This is a genomic window from Ectothiorhodospiraceae bacterium BW-2 (genome assembly GCA_008375315.1).
Classification (GTDB): Bacteria; Pseudomonadota; Gammaproteobacteria; order Thiohalomonadales; family Thiohalomonadaceae; genus BW-2.
Genome location: CP032507.1, coordinates 3818076 through 3838415, shown reverse-complemented (window position 1 = coordinate 3838415; position 20340 = coordinate 3818076). Strand labels below are relative to the sequence as shown.

At 52.6% G+C, this 20340-nt stretch carries 19 protein-coding genes and 1 pseudogene; 12 read left to right on the top strand and 8 right to left on the bottom strand.

The genetic code is table 11. The features are described 5' to 3' along the window. The first annotated feature begins 45 nt into the window (after window positions 1–45). The 8 genes from D5085_17920 to rpoS all read left to right on the top strand — a co-directional run bounded on the left by D5085_17920 (window position 46) and on the right by rpoS (window position 6531). Window positions 46–1275: a type II secretion system F family protein gene (locus D5085_17920; protein QEP44842.1), complete on the top strand. Its 1230-nt coding sequence runs from the start codon at window positions 46–48 to the stop codon at window positions 1273–1275. 9 nt (window positions 1276–1284) lie between these two features. Continuing rightward, window positions 1285–1824, top strand: a complete 540-nt coding sequence (locus tag D5085_17915; GenBank protein QEP44841.1) for a hypothetical protein — start codon at window positions 1285–1287, stop codon at window positions 1822–1824. Further along, window positions 1817–2401 carry a hypothetical protein gene (locus tag D5085_17910; GenBank protein ID QEP44840.1) on the top strand — a complete coding sequence of 195 codons (585 nt, stop codon included), beginning with the start codon at window positions 1817–1819 and terminating at the stop codon, window positions 2399–2401. Before D5085_17915 ends, D5085_17910 begins: the two co-directional genes overlap by 8 nt. Before the next feature lie 67 nt (window positions 2402–2468). Beyond that, a complete protein-coding gene (surE, locus tag D5085_17905; protein ID QEP44839.1) occupies window positions 2469–3242 on the top strand; it encodes a 5'/3'-nucleotidase SurE in 774 nt (257 codons plus the stop codon). Between the two features lie 26 nt (window positions 3243–3268). Continuing rightward, window positions 3269–3898, top strand: coding sequence for a protein-L-isoaspartate(D-aspartate) O-methyltransferase (locus D5085_17900; protein QEP45224.1), 630 nt, complete (start codon window positions 3269–3271; stop codon window positions 3896–3898). Continuing rightward, entirely contained in the window at window positions 3898–4479 is a 582-nt protein-coding gene (locus tag D5085_17895; protein ID QEP44838.1) for a DedA family protein, read from the top strand. The genes D5085_17900 and D5085_17895 overlap by 1 nt, the downstream gene beginning before the upstream one ends. Before the next feature lie 18 nt (window positions 4480–4497). Next, complete coding sequence (locus D5085_17890; GenBank protein ID QEP44837.1) at window positions 4498–5559, top strand: LysM peptidoglycan-binding domain-containing protein; 1062 nt, start codon at window positions 4498–4500, stop codon at window positions 5557–5559. A gap of 57 nt (window positions 5560–5616) precedes the next feature. Then, entirely contained in the window at window positions 5617–6531 is a 915-nt protein-coding gene (gene rpoS, locus D5085_17885) for an RNA polymerase sigma factor RpoS (GenBank protein QEP45223.1), read from the top strand. A 318-nt stretch (window positions 6532–6849) separates the two neighbouring features. Here rpoS and D5085_17880 read toward each other — a convergent pair whose 3' ends face one another. From D5085_17880 to D5085_17850, 7 genes and pseudogenes are all read right to left on the bottom strand, one after another. Further along, window positions 6850–7617 (bottom strand): serine/threonine-protein phosphatase, encoded by a 768-nt coding sequence (locus tag D5085_17880; protein QEP45222.1) that lies wholly within the window; start codon window positions 7615–7617, stop codon window positions 6850–6852. 6 nt (window positions 7618–7623) lie between these two features. Further along, window positions 7624–8010, bottom strand: a pseudogene (locus tag D5085_17875) (response regulator). Next, window positions 7983–9575 carry a hypothetical protein gene (locus tag D5085_17870; GenBank protein QEP44836.1) on the bottom strand — a complete coding sequence of 531 codons (1593 nt, stop codon included), beginning with the start codon at window positions 9573–9575 and terminating at the stop codon, window positions 7983–7985. The pseudogene D5085_17875 and the gene D5085_17870 overlap by 28 nt, the downstream one beginning before the upstream one ends. Before the next feature lie 9 nt (window positions 9576–9584). Beyond that, entirely contained in the window at window positions 9585–10499 is a 915-nt protein-coding gene (locus D5085_17865) for a response regulator (GenBank protein ID QEP44835.1), read from the bottom strand. Window positions 10500–10568: 69 nt separating this feature from the next. Then, window positions 10569–10937 (bottom strand): response regulator, encoded by a 369-nt coding sequence (locus tag D5085_17860; GenBank protein ID QEP44834.1) that lies wholly within the window; start codon window positions 10935–10937, stop codon window positions 10569–10571. A 14-nt stretch (window positions 10938–10951) separates the two neighbouring features. Next, a complete protein-coding gene (locus D5085_17855) occupies window positions 10952–11257 on the bottom strand; it encodes an anti-sigma factor antagonist (GenBank protein ID QEP44833.1) in 306 nt (101 codons plus the stop codon). Window positions 11258–11348: 91 nt separating this feature from the next. Further along, entirely contained in the window at window positions 11349–13067 is a 1719-nt protein-coding gene (locus tag D5085_17850) for a PAS domain S-box protein (GenBank protein QEP44832.1), read from the bottom strand. 76 nt (window positions 13068–13143) lie between these two features. On the opposite strand from D5085_17850, the gene acs reads away from it, so the two are divergent. The 4 genes from acs (at window position 13144) to D5085_17830 (ending at window position 19871) form a co-directional block, all read left to right on the top strand. After that, the gene (acs, locus tag D5085_17845) at window positions 13144–15090 is read left to right on the top strand and encodes an acetate--CoA ligase (protein ID QEP44831.1); all 1947 of its coding nucleotides are present in this window, start codon (window positions 13144–13146) and stop codon (window positions 15088–15090) included. Between the two features lie 16 nt (window positions 15091–15106). After that, entirely contained in the window at window positions 15107–15577 is a 471-nt protein-coding gene (locus tag D5085_17840; protein QEP45221.1) for a YaiI/YqxD family protein, read from the top strand. A 165-nt stretch (window positions 15578–15742) separates the two neighbouring features. Continuing rightward, window positions 15743–17056 (top strand): hypothetical protein, encoded by a 1314-nt coding sequence (locus D5085_17835; protein QEP44830.1) that lies wholly within the window; start codon window positions 15743–15745, stop codon window positions 17054–17056. A gap of 169 nt (window positions 17057–17225) precedes the next feature. Continuing rightward, window positions 17226–19871 (top strand): chemotaxis protein CheW, encoded by a 2646-nt coding sequence (locus D5085_17830; protein QEP45220.1) that lies wholly within the window; start codon window positions 17226–17228, stop codon window positions 19869–19871. A gap of 61 nt (window positions 19872–19932) precedes the next feature. Here the strand turns inward: D5085_17830 and D5085_17825 are convergent, their stop codons facing one another. After that, window positions 19933–20340 carry a hypothetical protein gene (locus tag D5085_17825; protein QEP44829.1) on the bottom strand — a complete coding sequence of 136 codons (408 nt, stop codon included), beginning with the start codon at window positions 20338–20340 and terminating at the stop codon, window positions 19933–19935.

The window sequence follows — 20340 nt, the reverse complement described above, 5'->3', positions numbered from 1 at the left end:
GCTTTTGATTTGGGCCAATTAACCTTAGTCCCCTTGGAGTAGCCGATGCCACACTACGGCTATCGTGCCCGAGGTCGGGGCGGGGAGATGGTGAGCGGTGAGATAGAGGGGGCCTCTGTCGATGCGGTCGCGACGCTACTGCGCAACCAAGGCAGCACCCCGATTACGATTACCGAAATTGAGTTAGCCAGTCGCGGCCCCGGTCTGAGTGAGTGGCTAGAGAAGCTGAACCAAAAGCGGCCGCAGTTAGACGATTTAGTGCTATTTTGTCGCCAAATGTACTCCCTCTCCAAGGCGGGGGTGCCGATTATTCGTGGCATCTCCGGGCTGATTGAGACCACCCAAAATCGGGTACTTAAAGCGATTATGGATGATATGCGCCGCGGTCTGGAGTCGGGGCGTGATCTGGCGACCTCTATGGCTGGCCACAGCGATATCTTTCCGACGCTAATGATCAGTATGGTGCGGGTGGGGGAGAACACCGGTAAACTCGATGAGGCCTTTTTTCAACTCGGTAACTATCTGGAGATGGAGCGCGAGACCCGCAAACGGATCGCCTCAGCGCTGCGCTATCCTGCCTTTGTTCTCATTGCGATTTCGATCGCACTCGCGGTGGTTAATATCTATGTTATTCCCGCCTTCTCCGGCGTCTTTGATGGCATGGGGATGGATATGCCGTGGCAGACCAAACTACTCATTACCGTCTCCGATTTCTTTGTCGCCTACTGGCGCTATATGGGAGTGGGACTGACGCTGCTGGTGGTGTGGGTGATCTACTATGTTAAGACCAAGCCGGGGCGGATGATGTGGCATAAACAGCAACTTAAACTGCCGCTGGTCGGCCCTATTCTCCATCGCGCCGCTCTGGCCCGTTTTGCCCGTACCTTTTCGATGTCGAGCCGCAGTGGCGTGCCGATTATTCAGACCCTGATTGTGGTCTCGCAGGCGGTCGATAATGACTATATTGCCGAAAAGGTGCTCTCGATGCGCAGTGGCATTGAGCGGGGCGATTCGATTACCAATACCGCCACCCAAACGGGAATGTTTACCCCACTAGCGCTACAGATGATGTCGGTTGGGGAGGAGACGGGGGCGATTGATGATATGCTCTCTGAGGTCGCCGACTACTATCAGCGCGAAGTGGAGTATGATGTTGAAAAGTTGAGCGCTGCGATAGAGCCGATTATGTTGGCGGCGGTCGGGGCGATTGTCGGGGTGTTGGCATTGGGGATCTTCCTGCCGATGTGGGAGCTGACCGGCATGGCTAAAGGGTAGGGGGAGTCTATGACCGACTCAATGCAGCAGTTTCGTCGTCAGCGGCGGGAGGTGAGGCTCTACCAGTGGCTGCTAGTGCTAGCGGGGGTGATGACCCTCATCTGGGTGGCGTTAGATACGATTTGGCAGCTTCGTATTAGCGCCGAGCGTACCCACGTACAGTGGATGGTGGGGGTCTTAAAAAGTACCCTAGGGACTGAGATGTCGCGGCGAGTGGTACGAGGCGGCGTGGCTGAACTAGCGGCGATGAATCGTGCCAATCCTATCGAGTGGTTGGGGACGCGCCCCCCTAACTATGGCGGCGAAATTGAGTCGGTGAACGAGAGCGAGCTGGCGCTACGAAGCTGGTATTTTGAACGCAGCACCGGGCAGTTGATCTATCGTATCGGCGAGACGGAGGCGTTCTGGTTTCCGCTCGGCGAGCGCACCACGATTCGATTTATGGTGGTGGCTCGCTACCATCCGCATCATATGGGTGAAGCGGCCTATCTGCGCGGTATTGAGCTACAGACGCTAGATGCCTACCTACTGGAGACCCCGGATGGATAGTTTATGGATACTTGGGGTGTGGCTGTTAGTGGCAATCGCTCTTTTCACCCTGTTGCTAGCAGTGGGGCTGATGTTGTGGCCGCAGCGAATGGTCTGGCTACAGCGAAATGTGTGGAGCTGGTTTTGGTCACAGCAGCTACTAGAGCCGATAGATCGTCCCCGCTATATCGACGCTTGGTTCTACCGCCGCCATGAGGCGGTGGGGGCTGTTGTGGCACTCTTTGCGGCCGCCGTTCTCTACCTATTGGCCTTCTATGCCAAAGGGGAGCTGGAGGCGGAGGATCTGCGCTACAACCCCCACTGGCTCCCCTTTTGGCAGTGGCTCTACGGGGCGCTGCTGCTGCTGCTATGGGGTAGCCATCTGTTTGCACTCATCATTGGGCTCATGGTCTATTGGCGACCGAGCCTGTTAAAACAGCTTGAGCTGCGAGCTAACCGCTGGATATCTAGCCGCGAACTGCTGCAACCTCTGAGCCGATTTGAGCAGAAGTTGTTGCAACAGAGCCGCTGGTTGGGGGGGGGATTGCTACTCGGCTCGTTGTGGCTGCTCTATCTGCTGCTGCTGCTGCTGCCGTAGGGGCGATAAACTGGTATGATGTTTGGGTTAAATGACGATTTTACCCCACAAGAACAGATTCGATTCGATGAAAATAGTGTTAAGTAACGATGACGGCTATCAGGCCGAAGGGATTATCGCCCTAGCCGATGCCTTGGCCATTGACCATGAGCTACAGGTGGTTGCCCCCGATCGCAACCGTAGCGGGGCGAGTAACTCGCTGACGCTCACTAGGCCGCTGCGGGCTGAGCGTAGTGGCAACGGTTTTTGGGCGGTCGATGGCACCCCGACCGATAGTGTTCACCTTGCGATGACTGGTCTGCTAGAGGGGGATCCTGATATGGTGATCTCCGGTATCAACCACGGTGCCAATCTTGGTGACGATGTGCTCTACTCTGGGACTGTGGCGGCAGCGATGGAGGGGCGTTTTCTCGGCTATCCTGCCATCGCGGTCTCGTTAGCCTCGGTCACCTCTCACCATGAAGTGAGCCACTTTCAAAGTGCAGTTTACTATACGCTACAGATTCTGCAGCAGATCGATAGCCACCCGCTGCCGCCGCAGACAATTTTGAATATTAATGTTCCTGATCTACCGCTAGAGCAGATCGAGGGGGTGGTCGCGACTCGGCTCGGTAGTCGCCACCGTGCAGAGCCGATGGTGCGCAGTTACGACCCCCGAGGCAAGGCTATCTACTGGGTCGGCCCGAGTGGTGGTGAGGCCGATTGTGGTGAGGGGACCGACTTTGCCGCTATTCGTCAGCATAAGGTCTCGGTCTCGCCGGTGGTGGTCGATCTGACTCGCCACGATTCGCTCGCGGGGATTGCCCGCTGGATCGGCTTAATGCAGGAACAGAAATCTTGATAGCGCAGCAGCTCTATGGCAGTGGCATGACCTCGCAGCGGACTCGCGATCGGTTACGCTACACGCTACAGCAGCGCGGGATTACCAATCAGCAGGTATTGGAGGTGATCGCCTCTACCCCGCGCCATCTGTTTGTCGATGAGGCGCTCTCCCACCGTGCTTACGAGGAGACTACCCTCCCTATCGGCTATGGTCAGACTATCTCCCGCCCCTACACCGTGGCCCGTATGACCGAACTGCTGCTAGAGGTGAGACCGCGCAAGGTGCTAGAGATTGGTAGCGGTTGCGGCTATCAGACGGCCATTCTCGCCTCATTAATCGCTGAGGTCTATACCATTGAGAGGATCGGTGCCCTCTACACTCGGGCACGAAATCGACTCACTCAATTAGGCTTTACCAATATCCGTCTGCGCCATGGGGATGGCTATGAGGGGTGGCCACAGCAGCAGCCGTTTGATGCCATTATTGTCGCTGCCGCACCGCCACAGCTACCACAGACGCTACTACAACAGCTAGCAGAGGGGGGAGTGATGGTGTTACCGCTAGGGAGTTCGCAGCAGCAGCTACACACCCTCTATCGGCAGGGGGGGGAGTTTCACGATAGTGTGGTCGAGGCGGCCTCTTTTGTACCGATGTTAACTGGAGCGATGCGATAATGGCGATTTTTAGCCGTCTCTATGAGCGAGTGATGCGCTGGTCTGTTCACCCAAAGGCACCCCATCTGCTGGCCGGCATGAGTTTTGCGGAATCCTCTTTTTTTCCTATTCCACCCGATGTCATGCTAGCGCCGATGGTTCTAGCGCAGCCGGAGAGGGCGTGGCGGTTCGCCTTTATCACTACTATCGCCTCGCTATTAGGCGGCGTGTTGGGTTACTTTATCGGCTTGTGGGCGTTTGATCTGGTTGAGCCGCTGCTACAGCGGCTGGGCTATATGGATAAAATCGACTCTGCTGGCGCTTGGTTTGATGCTTGGGGGGTGTGGGTGGTCTTTTTGGCCGGCTTTTCGCCGATCCCTTATAAAATGTTTACCATTACCGCCGGTCTGTTTCAGATGGCGCTGTTACCTTTTATGATCGCCTCACTCATTGGGCGCGGCGCCCGCTTCTATCTGGTAGCTGGGTTGATTTGGTGGGGGGGGGAGGCGATGGAGCGTGCCCTGCGCCGTCATGTCGATACGATCGGTTGGGGGGTAGTGGCTCTGGTTGGGGTGGGGTTACTGCTCTATCAGATAGGGTAGTTTGGTTTGAGAGTTCTGTTGCAGCTCAAAGTTCTGTCACTGCTGCTGCTGCTCTCGGGCTGTACCGGCTTGGTGATGCTCGATCACCAGCGTCGCTTCTACCATAAGGTAGAGAGTGGTGATACTCTCTACGCAATCGCTTTCCTCTACGGGCTCGACTATCGCGATATTGCGGCTGAAAATGGCATTAAGCCCCCCTATCTGATTCGGGTGGGAGAAGTCTTGGCGATGACTGCACCAGAGCATGGTAAGCTGCTGCCGTGGTGGCAGGCTGAGGGAGAGACTGGAGGCGAGAGTGGGGCTGAGGGCAAGGCTGAGGCTGAGAGTGGGGTTGAGAGTGGGGCTCCAACGGTCACCGCTGCTGTGGTTGAGGAGCGGGGGAGGGTGACGGTACGGGCTGGCAGTGAGAGGGAGCGAGTCGAGCCGCCGCCTAAACCGACACCGGCACCAACACCGCCGCCAACACCAACGCCAACACCAACGCCAACACCAACGCCAACACCGACACCGACACCGACGCCAACACCGACACCGACGCCAACATCGACGCCAACACCGACGCCGACACCGACGCCAACATCGACGCCGACACCGACACCGACACCGACACCGACGCCGACACCGACGCCGACACCGGCGAAAAAAGAGAGTACCCCTTTGGTCTCTAAGCCGTTGGCGGAGATCAAACCGCAGCCGACCCGACTTTTAGACGACATTCACTGGCAATGGCCAGCGGATGGCGAGATAGAGCAGAGCTTCTCCCCTAATCAGCGCCGCAACGGTATCGATATTAATGGTCAGGAGGGGAGTGAGGTCTATGCAGCCGCTGACGGGGTGGTAGTCTATAGTGGTAACGGCCTGTTAGGCTATGGTAACTTAATCATTATTCGTCATAACGAGACCTATCTGAGTGCTTATGGACATAATCGACGCCTATTGGTGGATAAGGGTGAGTCAGTGGCTCGCGGGACTAAAATTGCGCAGATGGGGGCGACTCGTAAAAGTGGGCCGCTACTTCACTTTGAGATTCGGAAAAATGGTAAACCGACCGATCCGATGCGCTACCTACCGCGACGATAGGCTGAGCTGGCGGTCGTGGGTGAGTTTGTGGTGAGCCCACAGCCGCCTCAAACTGGTATGGATACCGATACCGATGTAGATATCGAGAGCGAAGTCTCACTCCCCATAGAGCAGGGCACAATGAGTGCCGAGGTTAACACCATCCAAATCTATCTGCGCGAGATCGGGTTTAAGTCGCTGCTAAGTGCAGAGGAGGAGATCGAACTGGCGCTAAAGATCGAGACGGGAGATCGAGAGGCTAGGCAGCGTATGATTGAGGCCAATCTGCGTCTGGTGGTCAAAATTGCACGACAATTTACCAATCGGGGGGTGCTGCTGCCGGATCTGATTGAGGAGGGCAACTTAGGGCTGATTCATGCGGTCGAGAAGTTTGATCCGCGTCGCGGCTTTCGCTTTTCGACCTATGCGACTTGGTGGATTCGGCAGACGATTGAGCGGGCGATTATGAATCAAAGTCGCACTGTGCGGCTGCCGGTGCATATCCTAAAAGAGATTAATACCTATCTGCGAGCAGCGCGGCAGCTAGCGCAGCAGCTTGAGCACGAGCCGAGCTGTGATGAGATTGCCAAAGCGGTCGATCAGCCACTAGAGGAGGTCGAGCGGCTGTTGAAGCTGAGCGAGCGAAACAGCTCCATCGATACGCCGTTAGCGGGAGAGGGGGAGTTGACGCTAGCCGATACGCTGATTGATGAGTTACAGCCCGATCCCTCTGAAGTGATACAAGATCAGGAGTTACATGCGCTGGTCGATACTTGGTTAACCCATTTAACCCTGCGCCAGCGCCAAGTGGTGCTGCGCCGCTTCGGACTGCATAACTACCCTGCACAGACGCTGGAGATGATCGGTATCGATCTCGATATCACCCGAGAGCGGGTGCGCCAGATTCAGAATGAGGCGCTACAAAAGTTGCGTAAAATCATTCAGCAGCGCAAATTAGAGCGGGATGTCCTCTATCCCGATGAACACGATTAGGAAAAAAAGACGGCACCGTGACCCTAAGGGGGCGGTGCCGCTGTCCAAAACCCATAACAACCTACATTTGATTTCAGGCACTGCCTGAAAGCGGTAACCAGCGTCACTGCCAGTTGGTATGGGTAAAGCAGATTGTGTGCCAGTAGAGGCTGGCTATCGCCATAGCGCCGATAACGCTATGATTTTATAGAGAGTGAGAGGGAATGACGGTTTGCGTCTGCTCTAAGCGATGGCGTTCAATAGCGAGTTGAATGGTTCGTTACAGGGCAGGAGTGCACCGATTTGGTGCTAGGCTAGCGGCGTGTTGACTGATCTGCTCTACAGCGAGATTTCGATAATTGTCAGATCATCCCCCTGTGAGAGTCCGGCGGTGAAGCGCTCTATCGTCGCTAAAATCTCTTCAAATAACCGTTCTGGGGCACTATTTTGCAGAAAACAGGCCTCTAGTCGCTGTTTGCCGAACATCTCACCGGCGGGCGATCTCGCTTCAGTGATGCCATCGGAGTAAGCGTAGAGGCGATCGCCGGTCTCAACGCGAATGGAGATCGATTTGAGTTCCACGCCGGCCCGAATCCCTAACGGCAGGCCGGTGGCGGTCACTTTGGTTGTGATGCTTGAGTTCGATGGGGAGTAAACGATCACTTCGGGCAGACCACAGTTCCAGATATCAACGCGCTCTTTGGTGGCGCTAATATGGATAAGAGCGGCACAGATAAAGTACTGCACCGGTAGTCGTGCTTTGAGCTTATCGTTTAAGGTGGAGATGATCTTCTCCGGCTCAATCCCCTTGCTGCACATCGAATAGAAGGTATCAAATACCGGCATGGTACCGAGTGCCGCAGGTAGGCCGTGGCCGGTCGCATCCCCTAACAGTACACAGGTGCTACCATCGGGTAGATCGGAGGCGATGAGTAGATCACCGTTAAATAGCGACATGGAGGAGTTGACATATTTGAAGTTGTCGTGCTGGGTGAGAGAGCCCATCTCAATGAGGCGATTAAAGACAATTTTGGCCGTCTCCTGCTCGGCGATCATCTCCTCTTTGTGTTGGTTAATGGTCTGGTAGAGGTGGGAGAGGCGCTGCATCGATTGAATTTTTGAGAGCAAAATCACCTTCGTAAACGGCTTGGTGAGAAAATCATCTCCACCGGCGGTAATACAGGCCGCTAACCCCTCCTCATCGGTAATGGCGGTCAGAAAGATGATGGGAATAAAAAAGCCCATTTCGTCAGCGTAGGCCTTAATTTGGCGGGTGGCTTGGTAGCCATCCATCTCCGGCATCATCACATCCATTAAGATGAGATCGGGACGCGCCTCAATAAAGCGCTCAATACAGCTGCGTCCATCCTCTGCCATCAGGACAGTATGGCCCGACTCAAGTAGCATCCCCTCTAATACCATCCGATTAATGAGATCATCATCGGCAATTAGAATGGTCATGCTAGGGGGGGTTAATCTATTTGGTGGTACGACGGGCATGGAGTCTCTCTGGCGGATGATAGCGATAGGTAGGTTTGGCTGTAGTTTTCAAAGCGGGCAAGGGCGTCAATCAGTTCGATGACGATATTATCATAGCTGTCATCTTCAGACGCTGGGTTTTGTCGTAACTGCTGCTCATGGTGGTGGCAGAGCTGTTCTAGTTCGGTAGCAGAGACCGCTGCGCTACTGCCTCTTAGAGCAATAAGTAGGTCGTGTCGGCAGGCTGGGGTTTGACACTGTTTTAGGCGATCTATTTTTTGTGACGCATCTTGACAGAAGGTGGTGAGTAGCGTGGTAAAACGGTCTCCCATTAGCTGCTGTAGTTGGACAATTTTAGCCTCATCGGCGATCTTAAGGCTGTTGTGGCGCGGCGCCGGTGCCGGTTCGGTAGTAAATAGTTCGGTGTCATCATCATCGAACAGATCGCTCTCGACGAGGGCGTCGATGTCTGCTGTTGATGGCGGGCGGGTGGTGGTGGAGAGGGGGAGGGTGAGTTCGAAGTAGAAGCAGCTACCTCGGTTCGGTTCGCTCTCTACCCGCAGTTCACTGCCCATATTGCGAATAATCTGTTCGCTAAGAGTTAGCCCGAGGCCGGTACCGCTAAAGCGGCGCTGGCGGGTGCGTTCGACCTGCCAGAACGGTTTGAAAATAGACTCTAAATGTTGTGCCTCAATGCCGATACCGCTATCGCTGATACTAAAACGGATGCGGCAGCTCCCCTCTTCATCGCTGGTAAGGGCGTGGGTAGCTAGGCTGATCTGACCTTCAATGGTGAATTTGATGGCGTTAGAGAGCAGGTTGATTAAGACCTGTTGCAGCCGAATGCGATCACCTAACAGCCACTCCGGTAGTGTGGTGTCGTGCTGTAGCTCTAGGGTTAGCCCCTTGTGGGAGGCGTCTTGGCGATACTCATCGATTAGCTCCATTAACAGCCAGTTTAATGAGAAGGGGGCCACTTTGGGGGTAAAGTCGGCGGCGCTAATGTGGGAGAAGTCGAGAATGGTGTCCACTACCCGAGTTAGCTCCTGTGATTTGTTCCAGGCCTGCATAATATATTCGTGGCCCCGTTCAGAGTCGGGGCTAATTTCGTTAGCGATGAGCTGTAGCATACCGCTAATACCGTGAATCGGGGTGCGTAGCTCGTGGCTCATGTTGCTCATAAAGAGACTTTCGGCGTTTTCTGCATCAATGAGCGCGAGCATAGTCTGTTCGCTCTGCCTCTGCTGCTCTTTTTGTACGGTAATATCGGTGGCTGTGAGTAGCTGATATCCTGCCATGCAGGAGGGGGGGGACGCGAGTGGTAGCCGTTTTATCTCAAGGGTGCGACGAGTTCCCCCCTCTAACGGTAGGGTCAGGCAACACTTGTTCTTCTGCTCTGAATCGGGGGGGGTGGCTTGACCGGTGAGTTGTTGGTAGCTCTGGCCGCGAAGTGCGGTAGTCGTGTGGTGAAAGAGCTGGGCTAACGGGGTGTTGGCGATGAGAATGGTGTGGTGCTCATCGAGTAGCATCACGCCGGTTGTTAGGTGGTCGAGTACGATCTGATAGCAGCAGATATCGAGTGACACGATCAGGGCCTACGCCTCGTTGAGCCGAAAGATGGTACAGACGCGACTGCCGCCGTTTTGATACTGTAGCTCATGAAAGCAGAGGTTGTTGGCGATCGCGATCCCTCGGCCATGGTTATCGAGTATTCGGGCTGGATCGAAATGGAGGTAGCTCGACCAGTCGAAACCTTCACCCATATCGCTAATGGTGGTTCGAATCTCCTCCTCACTGCGTTCAAACTCAATGGTGATATATTTGTGCCGATTTTCGGGGAGATCTAGGCGACGGTTAATCTCCTCCTCCCAGACTCCATCGCGGTAGTAGCTCGACTTATCTTCGTAGCTGATATGGAGATTGCCGTGCTCAATGGCGTTAATCATTAGCTCCTGTAGGCCGGTAATGACGCTATCGGGTTTGGGGTAGGCGTTAGCGATAAGGGCGGCGAGGTTGCGGGCGCTATTGATATCGCGACAGCGAAAAGTGCCGCTATCGAGCGCTAGCATCATCTTCTCTAGGGTGGAGATATCGCGCTGTAGCTGTTTATAGGTCTCTCTATCGCGTAGCGCTCGGCGGACTACCGACCAGAGGATGCGATCATCGAACGGTTTAGTGAGGTAGTAGTAGGCACCCGCCTCCATCCCTGCGAGTAGATCGGGTTGGGAAACTTTGGCCGTTTGTAGTATGACCGGAATGTGGCGCAGTGAGGAGACTTCGCTCATCCGTTTGACCAGTTCGATGCCGTCGATGCCATCCATCATCCTATCGAGCAGAATGAGATCGAACTCGGCGGGGGTATGGAGAACCTGTTGCAGCTTCTGCCACGCCTCCTCTGCGCTGTAGGCGGTATCGATTTTATAGTCGGGGTTATCTTCGAGCAGATACTCTTGCAGAATATCGATATTCAGCTCTTCATCGTCAACAATGAGAATATTGTCGGCAGACATAGGCGCTCCTAGTTTGAGATCGAGGCGGGGCGGCGGCGGTTAACGGTTGCAACGGTTGAGGGATCAGGGTTAACCAAGCGCCGTCTCCAGTTTATCGATAAGCTCATCCTCATAAAAGGGCTTGGTGATATACCCCTCAGCACCGCTACGAAGCCCCTGCTCGATCTCTTCAGGCCGAGAGAGTGCCGAGATATAGAGTACGGGGATATGTCGGGTGTTAGGATCGGCCTTGATGCGGGCGCAGACCTCCATGCCGTTCAGACCGGGCATATTGATATCGAGCAGAATAATGTCGGGGGGGGAGTGTGCTAGCTGTTGCAGACAGGCCTCCCCCGACTCAACAGTGATAATGCGGTACTCCTCCCCTAACATCTCTGCCAGAATTTCCAGGTTGAGTGGCTCGTCATCGACCGCTAGAACTGTGGTTTTTGAGGGCATTGGGGGGGTGACGATCAGATAATGGTAAACAGGTCGTCAAATCGAGCTAGTTTCAGTAGTTCACGAATAGTCTCTGAGCAGTGGTGCAGCTCAATATTGACCGTATCCCCGCCTAACTCTTCGCGTAGCAGCAGCAGCATACCGAGTGCGGAGCTATCCATGTGTTCGGTCTGGCTAAAGTCGATGACAAATTTTTTTAAGCCGGTGGCGGCACTATTTTTGATGTTGCGAAACTCCTTGCTGACACCGATGTCAAACGAAGCGGGTAGTTTAATCGTCATCTGTGCGCCATCGGATGATATTTGTGTAGTAATGCCCATGAATTATCTCCTGTAGTGTCGTGCAATTGGTTATCTTAAGGGGCAGTTATCGGGCGTTCGACTCTGCTCCGCCGCTATTGTAACCAAAAAATTACTCATCATTCATTTTAAATTGCAGTACGAGTCCCGAAAGCATCTTCACTTTAGAGACCATTTCATCACTGGCTGCCGCGGTCTGTTCGACTAGCGCGGCGTTTTGCTGGGTAATCTCATCCATCTGCATGACTGCTTTGTTAACCTGTTCAATACCTATTGCCTGCTCCTGGCTGGCGGCGGCAATTTCGGCCATGATATCGGTCACTTTTTTGACGCTGGTTACAATCTCACGCAGCGTTCTACCCGACTCATCGACCAGTTGTGAGCCGTGTTCGACCTTAGCGAGTGAGTCGCTAATGAGCTCTTTAATCTTTTTAGCCGCCTCGGCGCTGCGGCCTGCTAGCGTGCGAACTTCACCGGCAACAACGGCAAAGCCGCGACCCTGTTCGCCAGCGCGAGCCGCTTCAACGGCGGCATTGAGCGCGAGTAGGTTGGTCTGAAAGGCGATTTCGTCAATGACGCTAATGATATCGCCAATGCTCTTGCTGGAGGTGCTAATCTCCTTCATCGCTTCAACCGCACGGCTGACTACTTTGCCCCCCTCTTCGGCTTGATTGCGGGCACCGGCGGCTAACTGGTTGGCTTGGCGGGCGTTATCGGCGTTCTGTTTGACGATTGAGGTCATCTGCTCCATGCTGGAGGCGGTCTGTTGTAGGGAGGAGGCCTGCTCTTCAGTGCGCTGGGAGAGATCGTTGCTGCCGTGGGCAATTTCGTAGGCGGAGCGCTCTAGGACATTGGATGAGTCACTCACCCGTCCCATGGCAGTGCGCAATTTAGCGGTATTGAATAGGTAGGCGTAGGCGAGCTGCCCCACCTCATCGTTGCGACCGGTGTAGATATAGCGGGCTAACGGGTTATTGGCCTGCCGCTCTGACATGTTAGCCAGCTTTTTGATGGGTGTGATGAGCCAGTGGATTATCAACGAGATCAGGAGGGCGGTGGTGCCGATAGCGATTAGGCTGAGCCACCACTGGTGGGGATTGAGAAGCAGCAGAAATAGCAGCAGCGGCACTAGGGGGAGGAGGGTGGCAAGGGTTAATTTCCCCCCTAAACCGAGGGGGAAGCGTTGTAGTTTGATCTCATCTAGTTGGGAGCGGCGTCTGTCATCTTCCGATTTGCCACGCATTATTTTTTGGTAGAGCTGACTCGCGCGGGTTACCCACTCCTGCTTTGGTTTAAAGCGCACCGATTGGTAGCCGTCGATCTGGCCGTTGGTATATTGCGGCGAGACAAAGGCGTCAACCCAGTAGTAGTCGCCATTTTTACAGCGATTTTTGACCATCCCCATCCACGCTTTGCCCTCTTTGAGGTAGTGCCATAGATCGGCAAACGCTTCGGGTGGCATATCGGGGTGGCGCACTAGGTTATGGCTCTGGCCAAGGCACTCCTCGCTCTCATAGCCGCTAATGGCGATGAAGTCTTGGTTGGTCGAGTCGATGCGACCTTTGAGATCGGTGGTGGAGATAATCTCCGTGTGGCTGTCGTAGTCGATTTCGCGTTCATTAACCGGCAGGTTAATCTTCATAGTTAATGCTCTCCAAGTCGTGTCACTCTCTTCTGTATTGACATAGGGGTTAGCTTGCCATAAGTGGCGCTGCATGAGTAGTCTCATGGCTATATTTAATCGACAAAAATTGTGCATGACTGAATAGTCATGGAGGGAGGGAGGGGGCGGTGGGGGCGTTTTTTTTGCAAAATGAGGGCTTAGTTTCATACGCCTGACACAGTTTCATGTAAAATTGGTGCGGTTGATTTGATAACCGACTGACTACAAGAGGAGCGCTATATCTATGGCCGATGAGAAAATCTACCCCGTCTCTGCTGCGTTTGCTAAGGCTGCCTTAATTGATGAGGCGAGCTATGCAGAGATGTACCACCGCTCAATTAACGATCCCGAGGGCTTTTGGGGCGAACAGGCTGAGCAGTTTTTAAGTTGGGATAAGCCTTGGGATAAGGTGCTCGACTGGAGCTACGCCGAAGAGGATCTGCATATTAGATGGTTTGAGGGGGGGAAGCTTAATGTTAGCTACAACTGTATCGACCGCCATTTAGAGCAGCGCGGCGATCAGGTGGCGATTATCTGGGAGGGGGATGATCCATCGGTCGATAAGAAGATCACCTACCGTCAGCTCCACACCGAAGTGAGCAAGCTGGCCAATGTCCTTAAAGCTCGTGGAGTGGCTAAAGGGGATCGGGTCTGCATCTATATGCCGATGATTCCTGAGGCGGCCTATGCCATGCTCGCGTGTGCCCGTATCGGGGCGGTTCACTCGATTGTCTTTGGTGGCTTTTCGCCCGAATCGCTCAAAGATCGTATTCTCGACTCCGATTGCCGCGTGGTGATTACCGCTGATGAGGGGCTGCGCGGAGGTAAGCATGTGCCGTTGAAAGCGAACTGCGATAAGGCGTTGACCGAGTGTCCTGCCGTTACTACCGTCTTGGTGGTCAAACATACCGGCGGCGATATCGCTTGGGATGAGACGAAAGATATCTGGTATCACCAGGCGATGGCTCTGGTCGCTGCCGACTGTCCGCCGGAGCCGATGGACGCTGAAGATCCGCTGTTTATCCTCTATACCTCCGGCTCTACCGGTAAGCCGAAGGGGGTGCTTCATACGACCGGTGGCTATCTGCTCTATGCGGCGATGACGACTAAATATACCTTTGATCTGCAAGAGGGGGATGTCTATTGGTGTACCGCTGATGTCGGCTGGGTGACCGGTCACAGCTATCTGGTCTATGGGCCACTGGCTAATGGGGCGACGACCCTCTCCTTCGAGGGGGTGCCGAACTACCCCGATACCTCTCGCTTCTGGCAGGTGGTCGATAAGCATCAGGTGTCGGTCTTCTATACCGCCCCGACTGCGATTCGGGCGTTAATGCGTGATGGCGATGGGCCGGTAAAGCGGACTAGCCGCAGCTCATTACGGCTGTTAGGCACAGTGGGTGAGCCGATTAATCCTGAGGCGTGGCAGTGGTACTACAATGTTATCGGCGAGGGGCGCTGCCCGATTGTCGATACTTGGTGGCAGACCGAAACTGGCGGCCATCTCATTACGCCGCTGCCGGGAGCGACAGCGCTGAAACCGGGCTCGGCGACTCGACCCTTCTTTGGGATTGAGCCGGCGCTAGTCGATCCGCAAAGCGGCGAGATTCTGGAGGGGGCTACCGAAGGGGCGCTGGTGATGTTACGCCCGTGGCCAGGCCAGATGCGGACGGTCTATGGCGACCACCAACGCTTTATCGATACCTACTTTAAGACCTATCCGGGCAAATATTTCTCCGGCGATGGCGCCCGTCGTGATGAGGATGGCTACTACTGGATTACCGGGCGGATGGATGATGTGCTCAATGTCTCTGGCCACCGTATGGGCACGGCTGAGATCGAGTCGGCGCTGGTACTGCACGCGGCGGTGGCTGAAGCTGCGGTGGTCGGTTTTCCACATGATATTAAAGGGCAGGGTATCTACTGCTATGTGACTCCCGTGGCTGGGGTTGAACCGACCGATGCGCTGAAAAAGGAGCTGGTACAGCAGGTGCGTAAAGAGATTGGGCCAATCGCCTCACCCGATGTGATTCAGTGGGCGCATGGGCTGCCGAAAACCCGTTCGGGTAAGATTATGCGGCGAATTTTGCGCAAAATTGCCGCCAATGAGCTCGATAACTTAGGTGATACCTCTACGCTGGCCGATCCCTCTGTGGTTGAGGATCTGATTGAGCATCGGGCGAATCATTGAGCATAGGCGACCCGCTATCTGGGTCGATGCCGATGCTTGTCCGGTTGTGATTAAGGAGATTCTGTTTCGAGCAGCCAAACGGACTGGCGTGTCGTTGCAGTTAGTGGCGAATCACGCGATAACTGTGCCAAGAGCGGCCAATATCGGATTGCACAGGGTGGGTGCTGGATTCGATATTGCCGATAACTGGATAGTTCAACAGGTAGATAGCGGCGATATTGTGATTACGGCCGATATTCCGCTAGCTGCCGAGGTGATCGACAAGGGGGCGAACGCCCTCTCGCCGCGCGGTGACTGGATGACAGCGGGTAATATACGCGCCAAACTCAATATGCGTGACTTTATGGAGACGATGCGAGCGAGTGGGGTGCAGACCGGTGGCCCCCCCCCGCTGAGTCAGAACGATAGAAAGGCGTTCGCAGATCATCTTGACCGCTGGTTAGCGGGCATTAGGGGGCGCGCTAGGGCGGAGGATGAGATCGGTTAAACTGTTCTTATCCCCATGGCCGACTTGATCGGTTTCGAGGGCGCGGGCATCTACGCGATTGACTACCGAGGAGACTTCTCTGCTGACGAGGCAATAGCTCGAAAAAATCGTCGATCATCGGTAAAATAGTCCCCCCTATTGCAACCTTTGCGGAGTCTGTACTTTATGAGCATTGTCGGTGACAACTCCATCTTTACCGCCATGAAGCAGAACGGCCCCTTTGCGGTGACTAATGAGCTCAATTTCGGACGGATAGTGACTCTCCACTCCAGAGCTTGGGTGAAGCGCTTCTGCCACGAACCGGTGACGGTGACCAAATATCGCTCCGTTCGAGCCCATATTTTTGATCTGCTGCAGATTGATTCGTTTGCCGAAATCCACCCACTGCTCTCTGAGAGTAGCCAGCTAGCTGGCCGTACCCAACGCGCCTACGCCCTGTTGGCTAATCTCTATGCGATTGAGGGGGAGCATAGGGAGATCGCTAACCGTATCTATCGCTATGCTGCGAGTGCCGATGAGGTGATTAACCACCTGCAACAGCGAGTCTTTAACGGTTACGAATCGAGTATTGAGATTAGTAACGAAATCGAAACGATTCATAACCCGATCGAGCTGCTGCTACTGATCTTTGATAGCCGTTACGATAAAAAAGTTCGTTTTGAAGCTAAGCGCAAGTTAGTCCTCATGGGGCTAGCCGCCTCCATTGATCAACGGGAGCGCGAAACCGATATCGAAAATAAGTTTGCTGCCTTTTTAAATTTTCTTAACCGCTATGTCTGGACGCCTCGATTAAAAATTGGTGAGGTAGAGACCGCCTGGCTCCATAGCACCCATAGTGAAACGGAGTTTAGCTGTGAGAGTGTTGAGGTGATCGAGAGTGATATTAACCATCCACCGCAGCGCCGAGGAGAGCGGGAGAAGGTTACTCTCATCAAACGACGGCTGTTTCAGCAAGGGGAGCGTCAGATCCCGGTCTATGTCTCGGTTAGAAAAAAGGATGCAGCGGCAAAAATTATCAAGCTGTTGCGTAAAAATGAGAAAAATCCTGCTGTCGCCGTCGATGATGAGTTAGGGTTGATGGCTGTACTCGATAGTATCGCCGATATTAAGCGCTTTATGCGCCATCTGACTAAAGCGGCGGTAAGACACGACTCGGTGATGGTGCTAGAGGATATTAGCGATACCCTTACCGGGGGGAGATATCACGCGACCTCTACCGGTAGTAGCTCTAGCACGCCGATGTTAAAGTTTTTTGCCCGCCTCGGTGGATTACGGGTCGAGTTTATTATTCACACTAATCAGACCTATCTTAACTACCGCTATCAGCGCGGTATCTCCCATGATGAGTATGAAGTCAGACGGCTGTTTGATAGTGGGGTGGCCGAGTTTCTCTTTCCCGCCGATATCTACAATCTGCACCTAGATAAAATTCGCAAAACGCAGCTGCATAGATTTCGCCGCTCTATTGAGAGGGAATGAACGGCGACTATTCAATAGTCGGATTGTGTCGGGAAGTGGACAATTAGCCTAGCTCTATGGAGAGTCAATAGATAGAATAAGATTGATATATAAAATATATTAAAAAATAGGTATGGCATTTGCTTAATTAATAAGTTTAACTAAATTATAAAGTCAACCTATTATGAATATAAATTATTTTATCTCAAAAATGCCAGAAGTTGAGGCCTATAGGGCCTCGCTAACTACTCTCTCAGAGCGTTGGAATCTATTGACGCTTTTAGGGCAGATGTCCAATATTGGTATGGATATGACAGAGACTAGAAAAGGATTTCAGAGTTTGACCGACAGACTGTTAGAGCGATTAACGAACGAAACGCTCAATAAACTCACTTCAGAGATGGAGGCAAAAGCTCAGGTTGCCGTCGATATTGTGATTAGAAATCTGTTTGAACGCACAGCTGACATCGGTTTTTTAGCGACTGATGATGATATTCGCGCTTTTATACAAGAGATGAGAGGTAGTCATTTAGACCAAAACAGAAAACAGACGCTCTTATCTAAGATAACCAATAGATTTAATGAGTATGTTTCCAAATATTCTGTTTATCACAATATTGTTCTGCTCTCTAAAGAGGGTACGCTATTAGCTCAACTAGATCATAATAACCCGCTCACACACTCAGAAGATCCTCTGCTTGATGAGGCGGTTAGAACCCCTCTCGACTATGTTGAGGTCTATCGCTACTCTGATATCTCTCCTAACCAAGGGCGTGCGCTGATTTATGCTTACAGAGTTACTGAGAGTAATGACGCAGGTTCACCGGTATTAGGCGTACTGTGCCTGCTGTTTCGTTTTGAAAATGAGATGAAGGGGGTCTTTAATAACCTTCTTGATGAGGAGGATTGGGCTGAAATCACGCTGCTAAATAGTGACGGGGAGGTGATCGCCTCTAGCGATCCCTACCATATTCCGTGCGGCTGCTCGTTGCCAAAAGTTCTCGATAAACCCTATCAGATTATCCATTTTGCGGGGAGAGAGTATTTGGCTAAAACCTGCGCAACTCGGGGGTATGAGGGCTTTACCGGCTTAGGGTGGTTTGGTCATGTTATGGTGCCTCTCGACTCCGCCTTTCGGGTGAGTGTTAATCAAACTCAAAAGCAAATTAATAGTGTGATGATGAAAAAGGTTGTCAGTGCCTCGACACTCTTTGCAGATGATTTAGTGGATATTCCCCGTCAGGCAGATAGAATTCAACGCGATTTAGATGTCACAGTATGGAATGGTAATGTACAAATTGCCAATACTAAAACGGGAGATAACTCCTTCTCTAAAAGCCTATTGAACGAGATATCCCATACGGGAGCTAAAACTAAACAGGTGTTTGAGGAGTCTATCGCTAATCTTAATCAGACTGTTATCTCCTCTTTTTTGGAGGATGCTGAGTTTCACGCCATGTTGGCGGTCGATATTATGGATCGAAATCTTTATGAGAGGGCTAACGACTGCCGTTGGTGGGCTTTAACTTCCCGTTTTCGTCAAATTTTGGCAGCAGGGGAGCTACACCCTTCAGAGGTGGCAACGATAACTAACATACTTAGCTATATTAATAATCTTTATACTGTCTATACGAATCTGATTGTCTATGATCGTAACGGTAAGATTGTCGCTGTCTCTAATAGCGCAGAGGCTCAGCTAGTTGGCACATCTCTGTCGGTCTCGTGGGTTAGCGAAACGCTCTCGCTTACAAATAGCCAGCACTATACTGTGAGTCCATTTAAACCTAGCCATCTCTATAACGATAAATATACCTATATCTATGGCGCTGCGATTACGGATATAAAAGAGGGTCGCACCGTTGGCGGTATCGCGATAGTCTTCGATTCGGAACCACAGTTCTATGCTATGTTGAGCGATGCGCTACCTAAGGATGGAAGAGGGGAGGTGATTCGTGGTTGTTATGGTATCTTTGCTGATCGTCATAAAAGTGTTATTGCTACCACGAATTCAGACTATCCGATAGGCTCTATTTTGAAACTAGATGATAGATTTTTTACCCTTAATAGTGGCGAGAGTTTGTCAGATATTGTCGAGATAGAGGGGGGATACTATGTTGTTGGCGCCCAAATGAGCGCGGGTTATCGTGAGTATAAAACCAGTGATATATATAAAAATGATGTTGTCGCGCTGATCTTTTTTTCGATTGGCGAGGTAAGTCAGAGTCAGACGCCGAACCAGCAGGAGGGGACGCCTTATAATATAAAAACGAGTTTTCTCTATCCTAAACTTCACGGAGGGGAGGAGACGGTGGAGATATCGACCTTTTTGGTTAATCAGCGCCTTTATGGCATCGAATCACACTCCATTATCTGTTCGATTAACGGGCAGGAGGTGACAAAAGTGATGGGAACAGCCTCACACTATCTTGGTCTGATCTCGTTTATGAAGCAGACTATTCCTGTCGTTTCACTAAGAGCGCTAGTCGGAGGGGATAATAAGTACGATAAAGAGTGTGACTCTATTGTTGTGACCAAGTTTCAAGATGATTATCATAATGTCGAACTGATAGGTTTAGTCGTCGATAGGGTGATGGATAGCCCAGAAATTCCTGTGCGTTCTTTAAGTGTTTATGAAAAAATGATGCGTTCGAAGGAGGGGTTGGTTCAATATATTGTGCAGCCTGATATGGGGTATGAGAGACAAGAGATGCTCTCTATTCTCAATGTTAAGGGTATCTATCGGGCTATCTTTGAACCCAACTTAATCCAACCGGCGCTGCAGCGACTAGAGCAACCAGTCATTCCCGCTAAAAAAGTCACTTTTAAAAAGCAATAAGTTATAGCTATAAAAAAATAGTTTTCGCAGAGGTGGTGATGGAGGGTAACGGTTGTGACTGTCACCAGTAACCTGTGTCGTTAGGGTTAGGGGGGGCGGGAGAGTGTTGCAAGCTAAATTGGTGCATGACCTTAGCTAATGGGTGGTGGGGCTGGGTGGCTAAAATGGCTTCCGTATAGCCGGTGGCGACCGACCACTGCTCGTCGAGCATCGCCTTTAAAGTTAGCTCTAGTAACTGCTCATGGAGTAGCACCATTGTGTGGCGTGTCAGTTCGGTATCGTGGAGCTGTTTGGCTCTGTGTAGCCGTTTGAGTGCGCTGCTATATTCGCGCTGTCCAGCAAGCCATATCCCCTGTTGCAGCAGCGTTTTAGCTTCAGCCTGAAGGGCGATAATTGAGCTAAAATCGGTGCCGCAGCGAGGGCATTGAGCGCCCGGTTCGCGGGCGCGACAGACAGGACAGCGCGTCAC

What these genes read in the sequence shown, in the direction of transcription:
- D5085_17920 (QEP44842.1), top strand. Translation starts at nt 46, where the DNA reads ATGCCACACTACGGCTATCGTGCCCGAGGTCGGGGCGGGGAGATGGTG.
- D5085_17835 (QEP44830.1), top strand. Translation starts at nt 15,743, where the DNA reads ATGAGCATTGTCGGTGACAACTCCATCTTTACCGCCATGAAGCAGAAC.
- D5085_17900 (QEP45224.1), top strand. Translation starts at nt 3,269, where the DNA reads ATGACCTCGCAGCGGACTCGCGATCGGTTACGCTACACGCTACAGCAG.
- D5085_17850 (QEP44832.1), bottom strand. Translation starts at nt 13,067, where the DNA reads ATGAAACTAAGCCCTCATTTTGCAAAAAAAACGCCCCCACCGCCCCCT.
- acs (QEP44831.1), top strand. Translation starts at nt 13,144, where the DNA reads ATGGCCGATGAGAAAATCTACCCCGTCTCTGCTGCGTTTGCTAAGGCT.
- D5085_17855 (QEP44833.1), bottom strand. Translation starts at nt 11,257, where the DNA reads ATGGGCATTACTACACAAATATCATCCGATGGCGCACAGATGACGATT.
- surE (QEP44839.1), top strand. Translation starts at nt 2,469, where the DNA reads ATGAAAATAGTGTTAAGTAACGATGACGGCTATCAGGCCGAAGGGATT.
- D5085_17895 (QEP44838.1), top strand. Translation starts at nt 3,898, where the DNA reads ATGGCGATTTTTAGCCGTCTCTATGAGCGAGTGATGCGCTGGTCTGTT.
- D5085_17860 (QEP44834.1), bottom strand. Translation starts at nt 10,937, where the DNA reads ATGCCCTCAAAAACCACAGTTCTAGCGGTCGATGACGAGCCACTCAAC.
- D5085_17880 (QEP45222.1), bottom strand. Translation starts at nt 7,617, where the DNA reads ATGCAGCGCCTCTCCCACCTCTACCAGACCATTAACCAACACAAAGAG.
- D5085_17910 (QEP44840.1), top strand. Translation starts at nt 1,817, where the DNA reads ATGGATAGTTTATGGATACTTGGGGTGTGGCTGTTAGTGGCAATCGCT.
- D5085_17915 (QEP44841.1), top strand. Translation starts at nt 1,285, where the DNA reads ATGACCGACTCAATGCAGCAGTTTCGTCGTCAGCGGCGGGAGGTGAGG.
- D5085_17865 (QEP44835.1), bottom strand. Translation starts at nt 10,499, where the DNA reads ATGTCTGCCGACAATATTCTCATTGTTGACGATGAAGAGCTGAATATC.
- rpoS (QEP45223.1), top strand. Translation starts at nt 5,617, where the DNA reads ATGGATACCGATACCGATGTAGATATCGAGAGCGAAGTCTCACTCCCC.